The sequence below is a fragment of the Scrofimicrobium canadense genome, from assembly GCF_009696615.1.
GTDB lineage: Bacteria > Actinomycetota > Actinomycetes > Actinomycetales > Actinomycetaceae > Scrofimicrobium > Scrofimicrobium canadense.
The window spans coordinates 106,653-131,848 of record NZ_VULO01000010.1; the positions used below are offsets into that span (position 1 = coordinate 106,653).

At 53.2% G+C, this 25,196-nt stretch carries 14 protein-coding genes; 9 read left to right on the plus strand and 5 right to left on the minus strand.

The genetic code is table 11. From position 1 onward, the window contains the following. The first annotated feature begins 106 nt into the window (after positions 1–106). Entirely contained in the window at positions 107–1,711 is a 1,605-nt protein-coding gene (locus FYJ24_RS09100; RefSeq protein ID WP_154545672.1) for an ABC-F family ATP-binding cassette domain-containing protein, read from the plus strand. A gap of 190 nt (positions 1,712–1,901) precedes the next feature. On the opposite strand, the gene FYJ24_RS09105 is transcribed toward FYJ24_RS09100, so the two are convergent. Continuing rightward, positions 1,902–2,285, minus strand: coding sequence for a radical SAM family protein (locus tag FYJ24_RS09105; protein WP_206192616.1), 384 nt, complete (start codon positions 2,283–2,285; stop codon positions 1,902–1,904). Positions 2,286–2,358: 73 nt separating this feature from the next. Between FYJ24_RS09105 and FYJ24_RS13430 the strand changes: the two genes are divergently transcribed. Together FYJ24_RS13430 and FYJ24_RS09115 are read left to right on the plus strand one after the other, a co-directional pair. After that, positions 2,359–3,528: a histidine kinase gene (locus FYJ24_RS13430; protein WP_206192617.1), complete on the plus strand. Its 1,170-nt coding sequence runs from the start codon at positions 2,359–2,361 to the stop codon at positions 3,526–3,528. Beyond that, positions 3,525–4,160 carry a response regulator transcription factor gene (locus FYJ24_RS09115; protein WP_154545676.1) on the plus strand — a complete coding sequence of 212 codons (636 nt, stop codon included), beginning with the start codon at positions 3,525–3,527 and terminating at the stop codon, positions 4,158–4,160. Before FYJ24_RS13430 ends, FYJ24_RS09115 begins: the two co-directional genes overlap by 4 nt. A 27-nt stretch (positions 4,161–4,187) precedes the next feature. Here FYJ24_RS09115 and FYJ24_RS09120 read toward each other — a convergent pair whose 3' ends face one another. The 4 genes from FYJ24_RS09120 to FYJ24_RS09135 all read right to left on the minus strand — a co-directional run bounded on the left by FYJ24_RS09120 (position 4,188) and on the right by FYJ24_RS09135 (position 10,244). Then, on the minus strand, positions 4,188–5,576 hold the full coding sequence (locus FYJ24_RS09120; RefSeq protein ID WP_154545677.1) for a PAS domain-containing protein: 1,389 nt from the start codon (positions 5,574–5,576) through the stop codon (positions 4,188–4,190). Beyond that, positions 5,573–6,925 carry a hypothetical protein gene (locus FYJ24_RS09125; protein WP_154545679.1) on the minus strand — a complete coding sequence of 451 codons (1,353 nt, stop codon included), beginning with the start codon at positions 6,923–6,925 and terminating at the stop codon, positions 5,573–5,575. Before FYJ24_RS09125 ends, FYJ24_RS09120 begins: the two co-directional genes overlap by 4 nt. A gap of 158 nt (positions 6,926–7,083) precedes the next feature. Next, complete coding sequence (locus FYJ24_RS09130; RefSeq protein WP_206192618.1) at positions 7,084–7,422, minus strand: NAD(P)H-dependent oxidoreductase; 339 nt, start codon at positions 7,420–7,422, stop codon at positions 7,084–7,086. Positions 7,423–7,970: 548 nt separating this feature from the next. After that, complete coding sequence (locus tag FYJ24_RS09135; RefSeq protein WP_206192619.1) at positions 7,971–10,244, minus strand: bifunctional alpha,alpha-trehalose-phosphate synthase (UDP-forming)/trehalose-phosphatase; 2,274 nt, start codon at positions 10,242–10,244, stop codon at positions 7,971–7,973. A 184-nt stretch (positions 10,245–10,428) separates the two neighbouring features. Here FYJ24_RS09135 and FYJ24_RS09140 point away from each other — a divergent pair, with 184 nt between their 5' ends. The 6 genes from FYJ24_RS09140 (at position 10,429) to acpS (ending at position 25,174) form a co-directional block, all read left to right on the plus strand. After that, positions 10,429–11,304 carry a DNA-methyltransferase gene (locus tag FYJ24_RS09140; RefSeq protein ID WP_154545683.1) on the plus strand — a complete coding sequence of 292 codons (876 nt, stop codon included), beginning with the start codon at positions 10,429–10,431 and terminating at the stop codon, positions 11,302–11,304. Positions 11,305–11,435: 131 nt separating this feature from the next. After that, entirely contained in the window at positions 11,436–12,101 is a 666-nt protein-coding gene (locus FYJ24_RS09145) for a biotin--[acetyl-CoA-carboxylase] ligase (RefSeq protein WP_206192620.1), read from the plus strand. Further along, positions 12,098–13,867, plus strand: coding sequence for an acetyl/propionyl/methylcrotonyl-CoA carboxylase subunit alpha (locus tag FYJ24_RS09150; protein ID WP_318656625.1), 1,770 nt, complete (start codon positions 12,098–12,100; stop codon positions 13,865–13,867). The genes FYJ24_RS09145 and FYJ24_RS09150 overlap by 4 nt, the downstream gene beginning before the upstream one ends. Next, positions 13,864–15,453 (plus strand): acyl-CoA carboxylase subunit beta, encoded by a 1,590-nt coding sequence (locus FYJ24_RS09155; protein WP_154545687.1) that lies wholly within the window; start codon positions 13,864–13,866, stop codon positions 15,451–15,453. The genes FYJ24_RS09150 and FYJ24_RS09155 overlap by 4 nt, the downstream gene beginning before the upstream one ends. After that, the gene (locus FYJ24_RS09160) at positions 15,440–24,703 is read left to right on the plus strand and encodes a type I polyketide synthase (RefSeq protein ID WP_225872095.1); all 9,264 of its coding nucleotides are present in this window, start codon (positions 15,440–15,442) and stop codon (positions 24,701–24,703) included. The genes FYJ24_RS09155 and FYJ24_RS09160 overlap by 14 nt, the downstream gene beginning before the upstream one ends. A 24-nt stretch (positions 24,704–24,727) precedes the next feature. Next, positions 24,728–25,174, plus strand: a complete 447-nt coding sequence (gene acpS / locus FYJ24_RS09165) for a holo-ACP synthase AcpS (RefSeq protein WP_225872096.1) — start codon at positions 24,728–24,730, stop codon at positions 25,172–25,174. Positions 25,175–25,196 lie beyond the last annotated feature (22 nt).

Here is a 25,196-nt window from a genome sequence, read left to right on the forward strand (position 1 = left end):
CGGGGTTCAGGTTATGCTGTCGTTGCTATGTTGAGCTAATGATTCTTCCAATCCTGCGACCGCGGCATTGCCCGGCAGGACCTTTTCCACCCACGGAGAATCAATCATGCCCCCATCGACACATATTGCCGTTCGTGACGTTTCAGTTTCTTTGGGACAGCACAGAGTCTTATCAGGTGTGTCTTTTACTGCACCTACAGGAAAAGTAACTGGCATCATCGGCGAAAACGGCTCAGGTAAGAGCACACTATTGCGTGTGATGGCGGGACTATTCAAACCCGATGCGGGCCACGTAGAATCCTCAGGCACGGTTGGACTTTTATACCAAGAAGTCCCGTTCTCTCTCCAAGACACCATTTCTCAGGTCGTAAGCGATGCGATTGCTCCTGCCCTGCACGCTCTTGACCGCATGGAGGTGGCTGCCCACTCATTGAAGGATAACGACGTATCGTCCCAGAAGGAATATGCGGATGCATTGGACGAGGCAGAAAGACGCGACGCCTGGAATGTCACCTCTCTTGCCGAGGAAATGCTGGTTGGCCTGGGTCTGCAAAACCTTGACCGGAACTGCGCAACTGAGTTTCTCTCAGGAGGAGAAAGGGCTCGCTTATCACTTGCGTGGCTGTTGCTTCGCAAACCAGATGTTCTCCTTTTAGATGAGCCAACCAACCATTTGGATGCCCGCGCAGTTGCATATCTGATCGAGGTGTTGCAGCGCTGGCGTGGACCGGTTGTGATGGCTTCACATGACCGAGCTTTTTTGGACGAGTGCGCGCGTTTCCTTGTCGATCTTGATCCCGTGGCATCGCGCCTGGGAGAAGATGTGATTCAGACGTTTTCTGGCACCTACTCCGATTATGTGCTTCACCGGTTAGACGCAACAGAGCGTTGGCATAGGCAATACCGCGAACAACAAAATACACTGCGCAAAGCACGTGCTGCGGTACGTGATAGTACGAAGGTGGGACATCCGGGGGCCGCACCTCGTACAGAAGTGAAAATGGCGAAAAAATTCTATGCGGATCGTGCAGCTACCGTGGCAACGAGACGCTTAGGAAATTCAAGAATGCGCTTAGAACGCGTTGAGAAGGAACAAATTCGTAAGCCTCCATCAGAACTGCGTTTTTGTGGTATCCCTGATCCTCAGGATTCGCCTAATACTCTGAGTCTGCGTGACGTTTCAGTTCCGGGGCGTCTGGGTCCAGTGAGCCAGACCTTTGGTCCTGGAGAAAAATGGCTGGTAACTGGCGTCAATGGCAGTGGTAAGTCAACACTTCTGCAGGTCCTCGCCGGCGCACTGAAACATGAAGGCGTGGCCAATATCGATCCTCGCCACACTGGGTTGCTATCACAAGAGCCCTCTATCTCAGCTTTACTCACTCGCGGCAAAGACACCACTGCGCAAGAAGCCTTTGAGGACCTGAGTGAGGTTGGCGCATCGCTGACAGGTTTCGGGCTCGTGCCTCCAAGAGAACTGCATAGACCGGTTCGCCTACTCAGCGTGGGAACCAGACGACGTCTGGAGCTCGCTTTGCTAGTGGCTGCTCCTCCCCCGATTCTGCTACTTGACGAACCTACGAACCATATTTCTTTGGTCTTAGCAACCGAACTTGAGGACGCGGTTTCAACGTACGCAGGCACCACGATTGTTGCAACTCATGACCGTTGGCTCATTGATCGTTGGCCTGGGAAGAGGCTTCATTTGTCTTAGGCGCTGGCTACACTGCTCAATCAGCTAAATCGGGACTGTAATCCTAGCCCCTCTATAATCGGGATAATTCGAGCTGCTAACTCCCGCCGATATTCTTTCGATGCGGTCGATGCGGTCCCGGGATAGAGCTGGCGATAGAGCGGAACGGCCTCTGGATAGTGCTGCTCTAGCCATTCCATAAACCATGGTTTCACGTGTTTGCGCAAGTGAAGAGGCGCATAGAGAACAGATGCTGCCCCGCCAGTACTTCGGCCGCGTTTGTCTTCACCACGATCTGTGAATCAAAATCTGATCCTGTATCAAAATCTAAATAGCGATGTGATCCACGCGCAAAACAATAGACGCAGGCATGCGAGCAACCTCGATATGGATTAATGCTCCAGCGAAAGGGCATCCCTGATGACGGAGGAACCTGATTGAGGACACTCTTAGCCAGCACCTCGTGAAATGTGACACCACTAAAGCTCGGTAGCGAAATGGAACGCAGGTGCCCTGGGATGGGTGCCAGTTCATTCAAAGAAAGACCTGGTAATGTTCCTTCATCGCAGTCAATCTTTTGACGTTCCCAACGCATAATCACAGTCGAACACATGTTCTATTTTTATGCAAGTTGGCAGAGTCGGTATCACGCCCAGCACAATGGGAAGGTGAATAGGTCTGGACTCATCGATAAGGCCACCGAATGGTATGCCCGTTGGAAACCATGGATTTGGGGGATTTGTGCCATTGGGTGGTTTCTTCTATGCATTGGCACCAGCGGCCGTGTCGACTCAGTTTTCTTTTTACTGTCAGCACTCACAAGTTCGGCCATTATCGGACTGCGCGTTCCCCTGCCTGGGGTATCGCTCATACTTGCATGGATTACAGCTTTCTTCGTAATGCTTCCGCCTGGCTTAGTAACAGGATTTCCCTCAGTCGCAATACTTATCGCTTTGACTTCAGCTGCTCATCGAGGATCGGTCTGGACCAAACGATTCGCTGCCATCTCTGTGCCTTCAGGAGCGATAATCGGCGGTCTATATCTGTCGGTCTATCCCATGGGCTCAGAATTCGCTTCAGCACAGACGGCTTCAAGAGATGGTTTCCTTAACTCCGCGGTGTTGATGTTTCTTCTTCTGGGGTTCTCCTGGGCGATTGGAACCATAGGAGCTGTTCTCGACAACAATCGTGATCGGATGCTGCAGGTCGAAACCGCCCAACGTGAATCTGCCTCGCAGAAAGAACGAGCCAATCTGGCTCGAGATATGCATGACGTCGTCGCACATTCGCTGTCAGTGATGATCTCTCTTTCAGACGGAGCTCGCCTCTCCTCCAAAGAGCTGCCCCAGGAAACCAAAGAAACGCTTGAACGAATTTCACAGGTGGGTCGCACATCTCTTACCGAAGTGCGTTCCCTCCTAGCTCAGCTCAGAGATCCTTCCTCGGCGAGAACAGAAAGCCTCAATACTGTAGAGGGAATGGTGAGAGACTTACACGATGCTGGCACACCAGTCGAGTTGACCGTCACCGGCCCTGAACCTGACATTGCATCGCCCCACTACGCAACAGTCACCTACGTTCTACGCGAAGCTCTCACAAACGCACTACGACACGGCCTACCCAATGTCCCTATTAATGTCACCATTGATTGGGATAATATGCGGCTGACCGTGGAGAATCCTATCGATCCCCATGGGCCGCAATCGAGTGGCGAGGGTTGGGGCATTGTCGGTATGCGGGAACGCGCCGAGTTACTTGGTGGTTCACTTAAATCAGGGCCCCTCGGCGCTTCCTGGCTTGTGCAAGCACATCTATCTGGAGAAAATGAGTCCCAATGAAGATATTCCTCGTTGATGATCAACAACTATTTCTTGCTGGCCTCGCAATGGTCCTGCAATCACAAGATGATTTCGATATCGTAGGCGAAGCTCACGACGGTTTCGCTGCACTGCAAGCAATTCCGCCTGTACAACCCGACGTCGTCCTCATGGATATTCGGATGCCACGCCTCGACGGACTGCAATGTACTCGCAAACTACGCGCACTCTATGAAGACTCCGGGAAGGTTGCGCCACGCATCCTCATTCTCACGACCCTTGAGACCGCGGAGTCAGCGCAACAGGCGCTAGAGGTGGGCGCCGACGGATTTATGGTCAAGAATGCTGAGCCTGACCTGCTTATCGCTGCCGTTCGCGCGTTAGGTAAGGGCACACGTGTTTTTGCTGCTCCGCAATTGCCGAAAACCAATAGGCGAGAACTACCGGCAGATTTCTTGACCCTTACAGACCGCGAACGCGATGTGTTTGTATCCCTCAGCCACGGACTCAACAACCGGGAAATAGCCGATTCCCTTTCACTGTCTGAGGCAACAGTGAAAACTCACATCAGCGCAATTCTATCTAAGCTTAATTTGCGCGATCGAGTCCAGATGGTGGTGTATGCCTATCACAATGGAATCATTGATTCATAAATGTCAGCTAAAACCCTTATAACAAGGTCACCTACCTACCACTGAGGCATCCCCGACCAAAGAAAGTGCCCCGTAAGCAACGACAGGAATGGGCTCCATGAGTGCTGAGGGATTCACTCCCTGTAAGGCCGTAAAAAATGATGCTGCTAATTGAGTCAAAGACTGCACTTGACCGTGCAAGTTATCCTGCTGGTCCTCGATATCCTCAATAATTTGCGCAAGTTGTTGATCATAGCCCTTTCGAGCCACCGCCATCTGCCAGGCAGCAAGGAACTCTCTTACATGCTGCAAAGCTCCATTGGCTTCGTCGGTTCGATTACCCACATTTATGAGCTCGCGTTGCAGCACGTCAAGCTTTCCTGCAAGTCCCTCAACATCACCCATCATGGTGTGACACAGCAGAGGAACGCTTCCCAGAGGATTTGCATCGCTAGTAGTAGTCAAGGCTTCGTTGGCGAATGACAAGACCATTTCGTTATGGAGACTGTTAAGGCAAATATCAAAACGTGCTTCGCGTATACGCAAGCTTACATCTGATAGGGGTTCTTCAATGGCTTCGAGAGCGCTGACAGCCCTAAATACCCACTCGCGAATCGCCAGCGCACTATTGACAATCGAAGGCGGTAAGCCCGGAATGGATTGACAGGTTTCCACCGCCATCCCGGCAAGTCTCAATAAGTTCTTTTGCGCAACCTCAGCGCCTGCCAGCGTCTCCCGAATCTGAGATGACACCTGATTGAGGCTTACTAGTCTTTCTAGAAGTGCGTTAACGTGAACTCGTATTGCCTGGGCTCCACCCACTATTGCGCTGAGCGGTGACTGAGAATCGACGTTAATAGTTGGGCTGGTTGAGAGCAGTTCTCGTTGAGCAACTTCCGCAGGCAGGGCTGCCAACATAAATTCGTCGAAGGACGGGAAACCTGCTTGTGCCAAGCCGTCATTAAGAGAGGCCATACCTACCCGTGCAGCATCGATACGTCGAGCTCCCTGCCGGGTGGCAGCCACCTCAATAGGCCGCGCCGTCCGATATAGCGTGTCTGAAGCCTGCCACAGAGGTTCGTAAACAGGGCGAGTACGAACCGAGAGGAAACTGGAAGATGCTGGCGTGACCGTCGCGAAAACCCAATAAAAGCGCCCATCTTTTGCACGATTTTTGACGTAGGCCGCTACAGATTTTCCGTCAAGAAGCCGGTCCCACATGATTTGAAAGACACCCCCAGGCATATCGTCATGCCTGATGATGTTGTGAGGGGCCCCCATTAACTCTGGGAAACTGTACTGAGATAAATCTGCAAAGGTTTGGTTTGCCCCCGTAATTACACCCTTACGGTCAGTAGTGGAAAAGAAGATTTGGCGAATACCAACTATTCTCTCAACATCAGTTTGTCCGCCATCAGGAAAGCGAAGCTCAGTCACGCTCGTCCTTCACCCGCATAGTCAACATGCGCTGCCCCATTGGGTCCCTGTGATAGCTCGGACGATTCGTGAAAGTCTGGCTCATGGCGTCTCTTCATAAACTCACGCAAGTCAACATAGAGCGGATCGTCAATCGCACCCGCTCCTTCAGTTTGTAGAATCTGATTATCGGAGTAATCCTCAACTCCATTCATAATCTCCGCCAATTGGCGGTCACGCTCTAGCCTAGAAGAAACCTCCCTGTACAGAGGTGGTAACTCCACCATTGCTGGCTTACTAGGCGCAAGCTTCGCGGCTGCCGCAATCTGATCACTAAAAGAAGTGAGGCCAGAGCTGCCCACCATGTCGCGCCATGACTGCGATTCGCTCACCTGTGACCCAAAAACAGCATTTTTAGCCATAGGTGCCGATGTCTTAGCTGACGTAGTCTGGTGATCAACGGCGGCCGGAGTGAGAGTGAGAATATATTCGTAGCCGCCAGAGCGCGTACGTTGAACTTGCAACGTGGCATTGAGCTCTCGTGCAAGAATTCCCGCAACAGAAAGTACCTTGAGGACCGGATCGCGAGATACCTCATTAGCAGAAGCCACAGCCCGTGAAAGCTCATTCAAATCTGCATCAGTAATTGGAGAGCCTTGTGCCCGTACACCAAAAACTGGAGCTCCGCCAACAAGATCAACAGCTAGACAGAAACGTCCAAAACGATTTGCCAGCGCTAATGCCTCAAGAAGTTGAGCGAGGAGCAGTCGCAATGGGCGGCAAACTTCTGCTTTCAACAGTGGTTCAGCCTTGATATTCAAGCGGATGTTTTCCATTGCAGGGCTACTCTGCATAGCAAGTCGGGCAATATCATCAGCCTTTTGAGGCTCCGTATCCGAGTCGAGAAGAATATGTTCACGCGCAAGGGCAGATTCTGCTTCAAATGTGACGCGCGCATTCAAATGACGCAATCGATAAATGTGAAAGATCAGATCAGGATCGGCAGCTATTTCCTCCATGCGATTGAGAACGTCTTCTTGTTGAGCCGCTAATTCTGAAGTTACCACCGCAACTGCACTAATAGGACTAACCGACTCGGAATGAGTTACATTAGGAACTCTGACCGGATCTTCCCGTTCCACTGGGTGTTCCTTGGTGGGCTGGAAAACTTCTGGTTCTACCGATGGCCTGGTGAGCACGGGCGCATTCGCCTGCTCTTCTTCATGATCCTGAAAAGGTTCCCGCTCTAAGTCTTTAGCTTCACGCCGCCGTCTAGCTACAACACTCCGTAGGGCATTGCCCAACAAGCCGCCACCTACTAAGCCTGCGACTCCCCCTATAGCAATTAGGATCAAACTTGTTGTGTCCATGTTTCCCCTCCACACACTACTAGGTCAGTTTAGCGCCTTACTAACCGCCCGGAAAGCCTTAGTTTAGTGAGGGGAACTACACTTTCAGTCTTTTTGAGCCAGAATCTTAAGCAAAGGTGCCATATCTTGCACCGCCATTTCAACGTGTCCGCACACATCTAAATTGAAGAGGTGCGTCCGACCAAAATCCCCACTTGCGGCAAAAACACTGGCAAAGGCGGTATATGCCAGAAAAATGCGAAGAGGGTGCGTAAGTGCGCTTCTATCATCACTGCATGCCTTTCACTGCTACCAGCAGCTGCAAGGAAAACGGAAGTATTCGCCAAGGAAGAGACGCCTACCAAATCGAAGAAATATTTAAACAATCCGGAGTAAGACCCCCTAAATACCGAGGAACCTATAACGACCGTGTCAGCATTTTCTACCGCTTCTAAAGAATTACGGAGGTGCTTTGCAGCATTCTCCCGGTCTAATGCGATACCGAGTTCATGTCCCAAACCCCCGATAGAAACACATCGTGTCTCCATCGGAACAATCCATGAAATCTACTGCACAACAAGGTCATAAGTGCGCCTATTTTCGACTCTTTCGTATAGCTTCTATTTATGGCAACAACCTTCAGTATCGCTGATGCCCATAAGCCTCATACTAGGTCAGTATTTTGTCGATTTTTTGCGCCAGACTGCCCACAAAGAGCGCACCTGCTAGAGAGGCCAATTCTTCATAGGCTTGTTGAGACATGTGCTGTCCCTGCCAGCGTTGATGGAAGTTCTCCATCAATCGGTAGCAAAATATGGATAAGAAATATCGATAGCTTTTTGAGAGGTACCCGCAACAAAGCCCGGACTATTGACTAATACAGCCAACTCATTTCACCAAAACCTGTTGTGCGTTCCGTCTGCCAGTAGGGATCGACAACAGACTTGAAGCCCTCAATTCGGCCCCCGAAAAATTCCAAAGCCATTGGTAGCCTCTGTAAGTCAGCTCTGACAGCCAACTTAGGCCTGCCGCCAGAATCGCAAATTCGGCGGTAGGCCCAATCGACTCATAGTGTATAGTCGCCGATCACAGTTCCGGTACGAAGCTCAGCAAGAAGTGCCAATACTGCAGCCGCCGTAACTGCGTCGGGAACTCTCTCAGTCGCCACGCTCTCACCTTCCCCGACCTTCACCCCAACGTCGTCAGACCTTAAGATAGCGAAAGCATCTTCGTCAGTTACGTCATCTCCTAAGAAAAGCACCGGAGAATCTGGGAAATGGCGACGTATCTGTTCAAGAGACGCTCCCTTGTCGCTACGCCGAACAGAGAACTCGCGGACTTCTTTGCCTTTTCTCAGTTCTATGCCCAGCTCGCCAGCAAGTTCAGAGGCTGCAGCTAACACTTCTTCCGATCTATCCGCGTTCTTTACCTGTCTGGTATGGACGGCAACGCCAAACGGTTTACTTTCGAGGCGCACACCGGGCTCATTACCAAAGACGCGATTGAGCCTACGTTCTAGACGGCCCAAGCGTCTAGCCTCCGACGCGTCAAGATGCGGAAGTGATGGCTGCTCTCCCTCAATACCTACTAACTCAGCCCCGTGCGAGCCTGAGAGTATCCAGTTTTCCCCCTCAGCACCTACTTTTCTGAGACTCGCAACGGCTCGGCCAGAAAGGATTGCGACCTGCACTCCTGGAGCTTGAGAAAGCACCTGCAGAGCACTCTTGGCGCGAGGTAGCATTCGTGCGCGCGCTGGATCGTCGACAAATGGAGCAAGCGTTCCGTCAAAATCACTCACGACAAGAAGATTGGGGGCTGTCGCTAGTCGCCTGATAGCAGCCTCTAACGAGCGCGGGATAAAGGTGGGGCCAGTTGCCTGTTCTATTTCTGATTCATCTGCATCTACAACAGTGGAGCGTTGCTCTGAGATCGCAGCTAACGAACCCAAATAGTTCGCCGCCCAGTGCGCAACATCGTTTTGGGAAACTGTTTCCCTCAGCGCTGCCATGCGGCGTTTCTGTTCTCGCGGAGGCATGTGGATGGACCTCAAAAACGCGGCTTTCATTCCTTCAATATCGTGAGGGTTGACTAAAATTGCTTCGTCAAGTTCGTCGCGAGCGCCAGCGAACTCACTCAGCATCAATACCCCCGTTTCATCAAGGCGACACGCTACATACTCTTTGGCAACAAGATTCATACCGTCACGCAAGGCAGTGACCACTGCGACGTCCGCTGCCAAATACAGTGCCACCATTTCTTCGCGTGAAAATCCCTGATGAAGGTAGACAACTGGCGTGTGCCCCAACGAACCGTAGTCACCGTTGATTCGCCCTACGGTTACCTCAACTTGGTCACGCAATAGCTGGTACGCATCAACTCGTTCTCGGCTTGGTGTGGCAACTTGTATCAAAACTATCTGCTCCGGATCGATTTCTCCTTCCGCCAAGAGCTCACCGTAGGCCTTAAGACGATGCCGAATCCCCTTCGTATAGTCCAAACGGTCCACGCCCAACAGGAGTTTCTTTGGAGACCCGACTTCTTTCCGAATCTCTAATGCACGACGTTGAATATCTGGATCAGCCGCCATCTGCGCAAACTGACCTGTATCGATAGAGATAGGAAACTCTTGAGCAATCACTTGGCGAGTATTGTCAAGAGCGTCAGAAACCATGACGAGGTTCCCATGCGTGGGAGCACCCGCATACGTCTCAGCACATTCACGGAAACTCTCGGCATCGTGAACAGTTTGAAACCCAATGACATCGGCTCCAAGTATTCCTTGAATAATCGGGCGCCTCCACGGCAGTTGAGCAAAAAGACGCCGCGCCGGGAATGGAATATGGAGGAAGAACCCAATGGTAAGGTCTGGACGCAGATCACGGAGCATTCCTGGCACCAGTTGGAGTTGATAATCATGTACCCACACCACCGCACCTTTGGCTGCCTGACCAGCAACAGTTTGAGCAAAACGCCTGTTAACCTTCACATATTGATCCCACCACTCACGGTGGTATTCCGGTTGAGCAATAACATCGTGGTAGAGGGGCCATAACGTTCCATTAGAAAAACCTTCATAGTATTCTTCTACCTCTTCAGTGCTGAGCGACACCGGAACCAAACGCATCCGATCTACGTCGAAGGGTTCCATCGCCTCTGAGCCGGCATCCCCTGGCCAACCTACCCAGATACATCCCAACTGCTGCACGATGGGTTCGACAGCCGTGACCAGACCTCCAGGAGACGTCTTCCACTCGACGTTCCCGTCTTCGTCGACGGCGCGGTCTACGGGTAGACGATTTGATACCATTACTAGTTCTTTTATGCCTACACCCAGATCCATGGGTACCACCTTTTCCTCATCTAGGACTGAATCTATTCACAACTACAAAAGTTGCGAAGCGACCTTTCTTCCGATGATCACGCTTTCCTCCAGAGTATCGGAAATGCGCAGTAAACTCCTGCTTTGAGTATGCATGGGCGCAGAAGAAGGGTCTTCTACCTCCGATGCAAGGTAACGTTAAGGGATGCATAATCAGGATCTGTGGACGCCGCATGTTCCGAGCACAGTGGTGTTGGGTGACAACATCGATGTTCTCAAGAATCTCCCCAATGACGCATTTCAACTCATCTATATCGATCCCCCTTTCAATACTGGTAAAACCCAGAAGAGAGAATCTGTGCAAACAGTGCGGAAAGAAGGGGCTTCCCGCATTGGTTTTAAGGGGCAGTCATACGAGACTGTCCGAGGCACTGTCCTGTCCTATAACGATTCTTTTGTCGACTACTGGGGGTTCATGGAACCTCGGCTAGAGCAAGCGTGGCGAGTACTGAAAAGAACAGGCACTCTCTACGTCCACTTGGACTATCGAGAAGCCCACTATGCCAAAGTGTTGTTGGACGCGCTTTTTGGTGGTGACTGTTTCCTCAATGAAATCATCTGGGCCTATGACTATGGCGCACGAGCAACAAAAAAATGGCCCGCAAAACACGACACGATCTTGGTCTACGTAAAAGATCCGACAGCCTATTACTTCAACAATGCCGAAGTCGACAGAGAACCCTACATGGCTCCAGGATTAGTTACGCCGGAAAAGGCGGCCCGCGGGAAACTCCCGACGGACGTGTGGTGGCACACGATCGTTTCTCCAACAGGTAAAGAGAAAACTGGGTACGCCACGCAAAAACCCGAAGGAATTCTTCGCAGGATCGTCCAGGCCAGCAGCAAAGAAGGCGATTGGGTATTAGATTTTTTTGCTGGTTCGGGAACTACTGGAGCTGTCGCCAAGTCACTAGGGCGACGATTTCTTCTTGTCGATGAGAATCCTGACGCATTCCAGGTGATGCGGACTCGCCTTTTGGGCGCCCACACAGAACAACCGGTTCGCTTTACTTCTCTCTAACTATCGCGAGTACCTCGCTAATCTAAAGTCGACACGCCACATGGTGGAAGAAGCTGGACATCTCTCGTACAAGGAATATACTTCAGAACTTGAAACAACTATTCAAAAAGTTGAAGTACTGAAGGATGTGTATGAGGCTGCCGCCAACAGAGGTCGTTGATCAAACAACCTCAACGAATGACCTTATGGCCACGCGATGGCGCCGTGGTGAAGCTTCACTCTACGATTCTGTAAGAGCGCGATATCAGACTCACGGTCATGGTCGTTTCGGACGTACGTGGAACGCACCATACGATACCGCCCTCCTGTACTCAGCAATTGTGAGTACTTCGCAGACCCCTTCTCGACTTCCCCTGGCAGCAGGCATCGCGGTGATTGAAGCCTTAGAGTCTGACGGATTAAGCCTGAAGTGGCCAAACGACGTATTTCTTCATGGCAAAAAGCTCTGTGGAGTTTTGGCTGAGCACATAGAGCAACAAGGAAATACACATATTCTTGTGCTCGGCATCGGCGTGAATCTCACGGCCTGTCCGCCGGGAGCAGAAAAACTAGATCGCGATGCGGATGTGTTAGCGGAACGGATCACTGCCTCGCTACCTCACCTCGACCAATTATTTGTGCGCTATGCAGACTACCTCCAGAGTGTGGGCAAATCTGTCCGGGCAATAAAACCTGATGGCGAGACTATCCATGGCACAGCCACAGGAATTACTGAAGAAGGTGCATTGGTTATCGATACTTCAGCGGGAATAACCACAGTCACGGCTGGGGACGTGACGTTAAAGGAGACTTTGTGAAGAATGTGAGCACCGTCCTCGTTGCTAATCGCGGTGAAATCGCCTTGAGAATCATCCGTGGTATCCACGACTACGGCAGCAGATCAGTTGCAGTCTATGCAGACCAAGATCGCGATGCTAGTTTCGTCGATGCCGCAGACCTAGCATTTTCTCTAGATGGAAGTACTGCTGCGCAGACCTATCTCAACGCAGATAAGATCCTTGGCATTGCTCAAAGGTCGGGAGCTGACGCAATACACCCCGGATACGGATTTCTGGCCGAAGACCCCGCATTTGCTGAGCAAGTGAGCAATGCTGGACTCACGTGGATTGGCCCCAGCGGAGCCGCAATCGCGCGGCTTGGTGACAAGGTACAAGCCCGTCGCACAGCGCTCAGCGTTGGTGTACAGCCAGTTCCAGGAACTGAAGATCCTCTTTCATCACGCACTGAAGTTGAAAACTTCATTTCACAATTCGGCTTCCCCATTGTTATCAAACGCGCTGACGGCGGCGGTGGCCGCGGGATCACCGTTATTCGAGAAGAAAGCGACCTTAACGATTTCTTCTCTGGAAGAAGCGAGGATTCCCTTGGCGCTTTCTTCGTCGAAAAATTCATTGAACGAGCCCGTCACATTGAAACCCAATGTGGACGCGACTCTCATGGGAATTTCGCAGTGTATTCCACCAGAGACTGCACAGTTCAGCGCCGTCATCAAAAACTGATCGAAGAAGCTCCGGCCCCATTCTTAGACAAGCAAACCCAAGAAGTTCTCTCGTCCGCATCGCGTCAGCTATTTGAAGGCGTCGACTACGTAGGACTTGGAACCTGTGAGTTTCTTCTTGACACTGACGGCTCACTATATTTCCTTGAAGTCAATCCGCGCCTGCAGGTTGAGCACACTGTGACCGAAGAAGTCAGTGGAGTTGACCTTGTCGGTCAGCAACTCCTTATTGCCTCCGGCCGGAAACTCACCCCACCACCGGCCATTCGCGGACATAGCATTGAGTTTCGTATCACTTCTGAGGACCCCGCCCAAGATTTTGCGCCCTCTCTAGGGGCTCTATCTTCCATCACATGGCCAACCGGGCCTGGTATCCGTATTGACACCGGAGTCGAAGCCGGGGATGAGATCGCTCCAGATTTTGATTCCATGGTGGCAAAACTTATCGTTACTGGAGAAAACCGTGATCATGCTCTCAAGAGAGCAACCCGTGCTCTGAGCGAAATATCGATACAAGGAATCGCCACCCCCCTTCCGGCGTATCAAGCAATCCTCGAAACCGATGACTTTCGCACTCTGTCGGTATGGACTCGCTGGCTAGAAGAACATTTCCTCACACAATTCTTAGAGACTTATAGTGGCGAACCAGCATCTTCTGGAACCGCGCCACCTTCCAACGAGCTGACTCATTTCATCATCGAAATTGATGGACAACGCCATGATCTGGCGGTTCCAGCCAATCTATTCGCAGGCACCAACGTATCCACCACACCTCGGCCTCCTCAGCCACTGCGAAGTGGTCGCGCTGCCTCAAAAGCCATATCAGAGGCTGGAGACGAGGACACGGTAACGTCACCGCTACAGGCCATCGTCGTCCGCTTATGTGTCGAGGCAGGGCAAGAGGTTGAAGCAGACCAACTGGTTGTCGTCCTTGAATCTATGAAAATGGAGAAACACCTGTATGCGCCTCGCGCAGGAATCGTCGAAGAAATCCTGGTCAGTGCTGGCGAAAATGTGACTCCCAACCAAGCTCTGCTACGCCTGGCAGAAAGGAATGACCAATGACACTTACTCTTCCACCGCGTTCAGCGGCCGGTTCAGAACCACATAACTCAAGGGATTCGTACGTGAAGGACCACTCTGATTTAGCTGAAGCCGCAGAACAGCGCGCTGCCGCACGCCAACACCCACAGGGCAAGCTCACTGCTCGTGAAAGAATCGACGCGCTGCTTGACCCGATGAGTTTCGTAGAAGTTGGACAATTCGCGGGGGGAAATCCTTCCAAGGGTTTCCTTGGCGCTGCAGTAGTGACCGGACACGGTACGATTGCTGGCAGGCGTGTTGCCGTGTATGCGCAGGACTTTTCGGTGCGCGGCGGAACGCTAGGGCGAGTTGAAGGTGACAAAATCCTGCACCTGATGGACATTGCTCTCGAAATGAAAATTCCTGTTATTGCACTTCTTGACTCGGGTGGTGCCCGCATTCAAGAAGGAGTTGTGGCACTTGGTCAATACGGGCGTATTTTCCGCAAAACATGTGCAGCTTCGGGTGTGATCCCCCAAATCTCCCTTATTCTTGGCCCCTGTGCTGGTGGGGCTGTGTATTGCCCGGCACTCACCGACTTCATTATCATGACTCGCGACAACTCCCATATGTTCGTTACAGGTCCGGATGTGGTGCGTGCTGTCACCGGCGAAAATGTTTCTTTTGAAGAACTTGGCGGCGGGGAACTGCACAATTTCCAATCAGGTGTGGCACACTATCTGGCTGACTCAGAGCAGGATGCCCTCGATTACACACGCGCACTTTTGTCGTATCTGCCATCTAACTGCGACGAGGCGCCTCCTTCATATGCGTACGAAGAAACAGCGCAGGAACTTGTCAATGCTCAATCGCTTGACGCATTAGTTCCCGCATCTTCCCGCCAGCCATACGACATGGTCGAGGTCATCAGAAACCTTGTCGATCATGGGGAATTTGTTGAAGTGCAAGAGATGTTTGCCCGCAATGTTGTCGTTGGCTTTGCTTGCATGAACGGTGAACCGGTAGGAATTGTTGCGAATCAGCCCCTCTTTGATGCTGGCACTCTTGATGTCGATGCTTCAGAAAAAGCTGCGCGATTCGTTCGTTTCCTTGACGCTTTCGGGATTCCCATCGTCACTTTAGTTGACGTGCCCGGATACCGGCCCGGTACTGAGCAGGAGCAAGCAGGAATCATTCGTCGCGGTGCCAAACTCATCTTTGCTTATGCCAACGCGACGAGTCCGATGGTAACTGTGGTTCTACGCAAGGCCTACGGCGGTGCGTATATCGTCATGGGATCGAAATCTATCGGGGCAGATTTCAACTTCGCATGGCCCGGTTCTGAGATTGCTGTCATGGGAGCCGACGGAGCCGTTTCTATCATGTATCGGCGCGAGTTGGCCGCTGCTGTGGAAGCTGGCAGAGACATTGACGAGGTAAGCGCGGAGTTAGCCGCCAAGTACACCGAAGAGACCATTAACCCCAATCTTTCGGTCGAAGAAGGCGAATTCGACGCCATTATCACTCCCTCTCAAACCCGCAGCTCCATCGTCAGTTCTTTAGCCCTATTGGCAACAAAAGACACTAGCCACGTGGGGGTCAAACGCCACGACAATGGTCCACTGTGATCGCACCACATCTTTCACATTCATTACTGTCAATCCAGGAAAGCTCATAATGCCTGCTACTAACCGTCCTTTTTCTCTCACTCTTGGTGCCGTCGATGGGCCAGCCTACGCGTTGGCCTTCGCTGGACAAGCAACTAACTGGCGCGACTCACTCGATGAACTCACCGATGATCTCACCATCAAGACATCCATTGAGAAGCTAGTGAGCGATTCCGACGCCGTCTTGGCGGCCACACACCGTGAGCTCGCGCTTGTGGGAGGAGGCTCATTCTCTCTCGACACCGCGCACTCTGCCCTGTCAACAGATTCAGTTCCAGGAATCTTGGCTGCACAATATGGTGCACTTCTTGACCTTTCAGAGCACGGCGTCGATCTTCGCGAACATCCGCCCGTCGCAGTTATCGGTCATTCTCAAGGCATACTTGCTTCGGCACTTTTCGAAGGATGGAAAGCCTCAGACCCTCAGCTTATGGCCCAGGTATTCGCTACCGCACGTCTTATCGGTGCCGCAGCAACACTCGCTGGCCGCGCTGATAAGACACTTCCCCAAGGGGAAGCAACCCCGATGCTTGCAATCCGGGACGTGCGACAGGCGGATGTGGAAGAGCTTATCGCTTCTCTACCAGGCACAACTGCAACTATTTCTTTGATTAATGGCCCTGACCGCTTCGTTGTCTCTGGCCGGCCTCAGGATCTACTCAAGTTGGAAGCTGCTGCGCGTACTCGCGCCGCGGATGAAGCTCAGGCCATAGCTTCCAAAATCCGTGGAGGAGTTCCGTTCTCCCCCATTTTTGATTTCCTCCCCGTATCCACTCCTTTCCACTCTCCACTAGAAGAAAGTGCGTACGAACAGGTACTCCGATGGGCCGAAGCCTGCGGTATGGACCTTGAACTAGTACGACACTTGGCCAGTGCAGTGTTGGTTCAGCCAGTTAACTGGCCATCCGAACTAGCACGAGCATTGGGAGCTGGAGCCCAATGGTTCCTTGACCTGGGTCCTGGAGCCACCTTGGGACGCATCATTTCGGCCAATCTGATGGGGCGGGGACATGGAGTTATTGCCGCAGGATCGGCTGCCGAGCGCGACGAATTTTTACGAGGCGGCTTCGAACCCACTCCTGCACAAAACTGGGGTGATTTTGCGCCCGGGCTGCTAGAGCTTCCCACTGGGGAGGTTGTCCTCGACACGAAGTTTTCTCGTCTCACGGGTCGTTCCCCTGTTCTTTTAGCCGGGATGACCCCCACGACCGTGGATCCAGAAATCGTCGCGGCTGCCGCAAATGCGGGACACTGGGCTGAACTTGCCGGAGGTGGGCAAGTTACCGAAGAAGTATTTGCCGAGAATATGGCACAACTTCGCTCCCAACTCAAGCCCGGTGTGGCAGCCCAGTTCAACGCGATGTTCCTTGATCGCTATCTGTGGAATCTGCAGTTTGGCGGTCAATCAGTTGTCCTGAAAGCTCGCGCGGCAGGAGCTCCACTCGATGGCGTCGTAATTTCTGCTGGTATTCCCGATGTCGAGGAAGCATCGGCTCTCCTTGCACAGTTCAACGACTCTGGCATTCCTTATGTAGCATTCAAACCCGGCACTGTGGCTCAAATCCGCCAGGTTCTCGACATCGCCAAGGCCAACCCTTCCACTTCTCTCATTATCCAAGTCGAAGATGGACATGCTGGTGGTCACCACTCGTGGGAAGACCTCAGCCATTTACTCTTGACCACATACGCGGAGATTCGCAGCCACGACAACGTGGTGTTGTGTGTTGGTGGCGGAATCGGTACGCCCGAGCGCGCAGCCGATTACCTCTCCGGTGACTGGTCGAAAGAACATGGCTTCCCTTCCATGCCAGTTGACGGTGTCCTCATCGGTACTGCAGCGATGACGGCGAAGGAAGCACGCACCACTGACGAGGTCAAGCAACTACTACTGGAGACTCCAGGCGTTAGTGCTCACGATGATAATTCGGGGTGGGTAGGCTCACAACAAACACGCGGTGGCGTCACCTCCGGACTGTCACATTTGCGCGCCGACATCCATGAAATTGACAACGCAGCAGCCAAATGTGCGCGGCTTATTGCCGAGGTTTCTGGCAACGATGAGGCGATTGCTGCACGTAGGGACGAAGTAATAGCGGCACTCGCCACAACGTCGAAACCATACTTTGGTGATGTCGACCAGATGACCTATTCGCAGTGGGCACACCGTTTTGCAGAGCTGTCATACCCATGGGTTGATGACACGTGGATTGATCGATTCCTAGACCTACTTCATCGCGCCGAAGCACGCCTCAACTCAGCTGAACACGGGACTATCACCACCTTGTTCCCCGACATTGACTCTGTTCGCGATCCAGAGGCAGCCCTCACCGCGCTAGAAGGCGCCTATCCGTCGGCTCTGACTACGGATGTGGCTCCGACCGATGCCGCCTGGTTTGTTGAGTTGTGCGGCAAGCATCCCAAACCCATGCCTTTCGTGCCAGTCCTCGATGGTGATATTTTACGCCGCTGGGGCCAGGACAACCTGTGGCAATCTCAAGATCCTCGCTATCGAGCAGATGAAGTCCGCATCATTCCAGGCCCAGTATCTGTTGCCGGAATTGATCGAGTAAATGAGCCCATAGGCGATCTTCTAGGCCGTTTTGAAACCGCTGCCACCGAGAGAATTAGAGAACATGGAGCTCATCCTGTCCCAGCGGCAGCCCGCATTTCTGATGCACACAATCCTGTAGAATTCCTTCGTTCTGCACCCCACATCATGTGGAGCGGAAACCTTATTGATAATCCAGCTCACCTGCTCCCTGAAGAGTCGTTGACCTTCACCGAGCAAAGTGACAACCCTGGAGTATGGGATCTGCGTATCGATTTCGACACGTATTGGGATGATGTACCTGGTGGCGATAGGAACCATGCGGTTCGTTCGTTGACGATTCCTCTTCGACTCACTGATACAGCCGCCTCCGGTGGGGTACCCGTAGTTGACCGCGAGACACTCCCTCCCAATATGTACGCGCTTCTCGCAGCGACAGCCGGGGTGGGCGGTGAGACCATCACAGGCGACAGCATCAATGAATTGCCCCGCATGCAACCCAGCAACATTTCAGTCTTTGGCGAAGCCAGCTGGACGTTCACTGTTGATCGTGAACTAGCCGCCCATCATCGGGCAGTTACCGCAGAAGCTCTCCCCTCGGAATATCAGCCAGATGCGTGGGTTCCTGATGCACTTCTGGGGTTATGCTGGCCCGCAATCTATGCAGCCCTTGGATCAGCCCTGATCGACGATTACCCAGTCATTGAGGGCCTGTTGTCTGCTGTGCACTTGGACCACACCGCACGTCTGGACGTTGATCCGGAACTGTTAGTTGCTGATGGTCCTGTACAGATAACCGTGTTGGCGCATACGGCGGAGGTACTTGAGTCTTCATCTGGACGCGTTGTCGTTGTCAAAGAAAAGCTCATGCACGGTGGCGAAGAGATTGGTCAGTTCTCTGAGCGCTTTGCAATTCGCGGGCGAATTGGTTCCGATACCCCACCTCCAGCCGTTGCAAACGCCGCTGGACGAGCCGAAGATGCTATTGACACACCGCGATCGGTCTTACGTAAGGTCCAGGTTAAAGCCCCCGACAATATGACACCATTCGCCAATGTTTCAGGCGACTTCAATCCTATCCACACATCGAGTAATGCGGCAGTCGTAGCTGGACTATCAGCGCCTCTTGTCCATGGAATGTGGCTCTCAGCAGTTGCTCAAAACCTAGTGCAAGCCGACGGCCCCGACGGGGAAGGATGGCGCATCACTGGCTGGACATACAACATGTATGGCCTAGTCAACTTGGAAGACACTGTTGACTTGTCTGTTGAACGGATTGGGCGTTTGCAAGGTGGAGGGCAAGTCCTTGAGGTCACCTGCAAGATTGACGGCCAGGTAGTCTCCCGAGCAACCGCAACGACCAAAGCTCCCCGCACAGCGTATGTCTATCCGGGCCAAGGCATTCAACGGCAGGGGATGGGCCTCAACGAGATTGCCACGTCACCGGCGGTTCGAGATGTGTGGGAGCGCGCCGACGCAACCACCAAGCGTGATCTTGGCTTCTCCATTCTCACGGTAGTACGAGATAACCCCACCGAATTTACGTCGGGAGGACAGACGTGGCGCCACCCTGAGGGGATCCTCAACCTCACACAGTTTACGCAAGTTGCCCTCGCCGTCGTGGCTTTTGCTCAAACCGCCAAGTTGCGCGAAAGTGGCGCATTAGTTGACGGGGCATATTTTGCAGGGCATTCCCTTGGTGAATACACCGCACTATCTTCTTACGGTGAAGTGTTCCCTCTGGAAACTGTTCTTTCCATTGTTTTCCACCGCGGCTCTACCATGCACCACCTGGTACCTCGTGATGCTGAAGGAAGATCGAACTACCGAATGGGGGCGCTTCGTCCCAATCAGTTTGGTATCACTGATGCCGACGTGGTCGCTTACGTCGACTCTGTCTCTGAAGACTGCGGCGAGTTCCTCCAGATCGTCAACTTCAATCTTGCCGATCAACAATATGCAGTTGCCGGAACAATCACGGGACTCAAAGCCCTCGAAGAAGACGCCAACGCGCGCGCAAAGGCCCACGGTGGTAAACGTGCGTTTATGTACGTTCCCGGCATAGACGTGCCATTTCACTCTCGCGTTTTGCGAGGAGGAGTAGCAGAGTTCCGGGATAAACTCATGTCTCTTATTCCGGCAAGCATCGACAAAAATCGACTAGTGGGAAAGTATATTCCGAACTTAGTTGCGCGCCCATTTGAGCTGACACGTGAGTTCGCACAAGCAATTGTTGATGAGGTGCCTTCGGAGCCCATTGCCGAACTATTGCAAGCTGACAACTTCGAACGTGCTTTAGGAAACCCTGACGAGCTTACTCGATTGCTCCTCGTCGAGCTCTTATGCTGGCAGTTCGCATCCCCAGTTCGTTGGATAGAAACCCAAGAGCTACTCTTCTCTCCCGAAAGTGAAGGTGGTCTAGGCGTACAACGGTGTGTTGAGATTGGCTTGGCTTCTTCGCCGACATTGGCTGGACTGGCCGACAAAACACTCAAGCTGCCCACTTTTGCGGGATCCACTAGTTCGGCATACAACCTCGAACGCGATGAAAAGATCGTCACCTGCACCGATGTTCGGGTTCTTTTTGATGAGGAAGAAGAGGAAGATACCGCCACTCAAGCAGCTGTATCCGAACCTAGTGCACCCGCAGCCGAACCAGCACCAACAGTTCAATCGGCTTCTAATCCGCCAGTCCCCGTGGCTGCCGGAGGCGGCGAACGCCCTACTGACATTCCTTTCAAAGCCTCAGATGCCATCAAGACACTGATGGCGTACACGAATAAACTCCGAGTGGATCAGATTGATCCAGGTGACACTACCGATACACTCACGAATGGCGTGTCAGCCCGCCGCAACCAGCTCTTGATGGATCTCTCTGCCGAGCTGGGCTTGGCCTCTATCGATGGTGCGGCCGACGCTAACGTACGTGAGCTTGCCGCATCAGTGGACAAACTTGCTCACAACTATCGTCCGTTCGGACCAGTTCTTACAGAGGCTATGCGAGATCGTTTCCGCAAAGTCTTCGGAGCAGCTGGGGCCAAACCTGCTCGGATTGCAGAACGAGTGAAAAATACGTGGGCTCTTGGAGACGGCTGGGCTCATGCAGTCACCGCGGAGATGCTACTAGGAACCCGAGAAGGAGAATCCGTACGCGGAGGAAGCCTCGCAACATTGCCCTCACCAACAACGTCGGCTGAGGTAGACGCGGCCATCGACCAGGCTGTCCAAGCAGTCGCAGCCGCACACGGAATATCGGTATCTATGCCCCAAAGTGGCGGATCATCTGGAGCTGTCGTCGACTCAGCAGCATTAGATGAGTTCGCTGCCAGTGTGGTTGGACCAGATGGAATACTGGCTGACCACGCACGCTCGCTGCTAGAAGCCCTTGGACTCGATGGCCCAGGACTGTTGCCTGCAGGCCGCCCCGAGGAAGACGAGGAAGCAACGCTTGCAGCACGTCTCGTAGAGGCCGTGAGCGCAGAACTTGGCTCAGCTTGGGTGGACCAGGTCCAACCAGCCTTCGATAAGGAAAAAGCGGTCCTCATTGATGACCGTTGGGCTTCCGTTCGAGAAGATTTGGCACGCCTATGGTTATCAGAGACCCCGATCGTCCGTCCCTCTTTTGTCGCTGCTGGCACTGCATGCTCAGATATGGCGTCGTGGTGGAAGAATAAAGCCCAAGATGCTGGACGCGCTGATTTGGCAGAAATATACGGTGATATTGCTTCCGAAGCTCTTTCAAGCCCTGACACGGCACTTCCCTATAGAGACGAAATTGCTCTTGTTACGGGAGCAGCGCCCAAGTCAATTGCCGGAGCTGTCACAGCTAGGCTTCTCGCTGGAGGAGCCACTGTCATCGCAACCGCATCGAGAGTCGACGCCTCACGTTTGGCGTTTGCGAAGCAACTATATAGAGATCACGCTGCGCCAGGTGCTGCACTGTGGTTAGTGCCAGCAAACCTATCCTCTTACAGAGACGTTGACGCGCTTATCGACTGGATTTCGACTGAGCAAACCAAGGTTGTCGGTGCCAACACCGAGGTAGTCAAGACGGCTTTGACTCCGACTCTGTTTTTCCCCTTTGCTGCGCCACGCGTCGCGGGATCTTTGGGAGAATCCGGTGAGACCTTCGAAGCACAGGCCCGCTTACTTCTATGGTCAGTGGAGCGTGGAATCGCCAAGTTGGCAGAAGTAGGCAGAAATGCCCCCGGGGCACATCGCACACACGTTATCCTGCCTGGCTCCCCCAACCGTGGAGTCTTTGGAGGAGACGGCGCCTATGGTGAAACAAAGGCCGCCTTCGATGCAATCACTAACCGGTGGAAAGTCGAGCCACTGTGGGCGCAAACTATCTCTATTGCGCATCCTCGCATCGGATGGGTTCGTGGGACTGGGCTGATGGGTGGCAATGATCCTCTTGTCGCCGCCGCGCAGGAGGCAGGTATTCAGACCTTCTCAACAGAAGACATTGCCGACGAACTGTTGACACTCTGCACACCACAGGCACGCCAACAAGCGGCAGAATCGCCACTTGACGCTGATCTCACCGGTGGCCTCGGTGCGGGCGTTGACCTACGCGCTCTCAAAGAGGCTGCTGAAGCAGCGATATCTGAGAGTCATGACCTCTCTGAAGATACCCTCGCACAGATTCCTGCCCTCCCGACCCCACCTGCCCCATCATTGCCTGAATACCAGGCAAACCTATGGGAATCAGGCTCAGCCAAACCCGAAGATCTTGTTGTCGTCGTAGGTATAGGCGAAGTCGGTACATGGGGGTCGGGACGGACCCGGCATGAGGCAGAACTCGGCATCAATCCAGAAGGAGGCGTTGATCTTAGCCCAGCTGCCGTCCTTGAAATGGCCTGGATGATGGGCCTTGTCCGTTGGCAAGACTCCCCTGTTGCAGGTTGGTATGACAGCGAAGACCAGATCGTCGCAGAAGAACAAATCTTCGACCGATTCCGTGATGAGGTAGTAGCTCGTTCAGGTGTGCGGCCCTTCATGGACGGTGACGCTGCCATTGATGGCGCTGACGAGGATATGGGAACTCTTGAGGAAACATCGGTATTCCTCACTTCTGATGTCACATTTACAGTGCCTGACAAAAAGACCGCGGAAAGCTTTGTTATCCAAGATCCAAGGATGACACGCATCACTGAAATCGAGGGCGGTGAATGGCAGGTAACGCGTTTGGCGGGTGCCGAGGCACGTATGCCACGCAGAGCTTTTCTGACGCGGCGTGTTGGCGGCCAATTACCCGAAGGCTTCGACCCCGCACGCTGGGGTATCCCAGCTTCCATGCTGGAAAACATGGATCGGATGGCTGCCTGGAATCTAGTGACTGCAGTTGATGCCTTCCTTTCGGCTGGCTTTACTCCTGCAGAGCTGCTCAGTGCCGTTCATCCAGCTGAGGTAGCCATGACCCAAGGCACTGGCTTTGGTGGAATGACCTCGATGCGCAAGCTCTTCGTTGACCGCTTCTTAGGAGAGGAATATCCACAGGACATTCTGCAAGAAACTCTACCTAACGTGGTTGCGGCACATGTCATGCAGTCTTACATTGGCGGCTACGGCTCAATGATCCATCCCGTTGGCGCATGTGCCACAGCGGCTGTTTCAGTCGAAGAAGGAATCGACAAGATCGCCTGTGGCAAAGCGTCCTTCGTGGTTGCCGGAGCTATCGATGATATGGCGGTAGAGTCCATTGTCGGCTTTGGTTCCATGAATGCCACTGCTGACACTGAGACAATGTTAGGCCGCGGTATCGAAGAACGTTTCTTCTCCAGAGCAAATGATCGTCGCCGTGGCGGCTTCGTTGAGGCTCAGGGTGGCGGAACTGTGCTGCTGGCTCGTGGAGATGTGGCTCTAGAAATGGGCCTGCCAGTCCTGGGTGTCATTGCTTTTGCACAGAGTTTCGCTGATGGTATCCACACCTCGATTCCAGCACCAGGTATGGGCGCATTGGCTGCCGCTCGCGGAGGTGAGAAGTCACGACTTGTTCATGACCTTGCCACACTAGGTGTCACTCCTGACGACATTGCCGTGGTATCCAAACACGACACGTCAACAAATGCGAACGACCCCAATGAGTCTGAGCTGCATACGCGTCTTGCCCGTGCTATCGGACGCACTGAAGGAAATCCGCTCTTCGTGATTTCACAGAAGAGCCTAACCGGACATGCAAAGGGCGGTGCCTGCGTATTCCAGATTGCAGGCCTCACCCAGTTATTTGCTGACGGTATCGTGCCAGCCAATGCGGCGCTTGACTGCGTCGACGAGGCGCTAGCCGATAACCCGTGGCTTGTATGGCTACGCCAGCCACTCCCCTTAGGTGACATTCAACCGATCAAAGCAGGTCTAGCAACCTCGCTCGGTTTCGGTCATGTCTCATCGCTCGTAGCCTTGGTCCACCCCGGTGCCTTTGAGGCCGCTATCGAACGCAGCGCCGGTCAAGAGAGACGCAAACAGTGGCGTGAACGCGCGGAAGATCGTTTACGCGAAGGAGCTCGCCGCCTGGAAGCAGGAATGCTAGGACGAGCCACACTCTTTGAATCGCCAGAGAATCGCAGGTTTGCAGACGGAGTTGACGTTCACGAATCCGAGGCAGCCATGCTGCTGGACCCGAATGCTCGAGTGGCCACTTCCGGTGTATTTGAGCGCTGAAACGCAGAGCACAGATAGGAGAAAATGATGGCAATTCTCGGCGTGGGAACTGATGTAGTAGACGTCCCATCTTTTACTGAGCAATTGGAGCTTCCTGGCTCCCGCTTGCGGGAGGTTTTCACAGCCCGCGAGCGGAGGCGTGCGGCCCAACGCGCTGCCGATCTTGAGGGCGAGGCCGATGCCTCACCAAGACATCTGGCGGCTATCTGGGCGCTCAAAGAAGCTTTCATCAAAGCATGGTCGGGGGCACTGGTCGGCGTAGCTCCTCCCCTTGCCCGTGATGAAGTCTCTTGGCCTGATATTGAAGTTCGCCACGATGCGTGGGGGCGCCCGTCTATATCTTTGCGTGGAAAAGTATGGGAGTGGGTGCGGAACTCTCTTGGAGTAAGTTCCCCAGATGACCTATCTCTCCATGCTTCTGCCAGCCACGACGGCGATATCGCGTGCGCGCTGGTGGTCCTGGAAAAGTAACTATTTAGCGCTGTCTTACCAA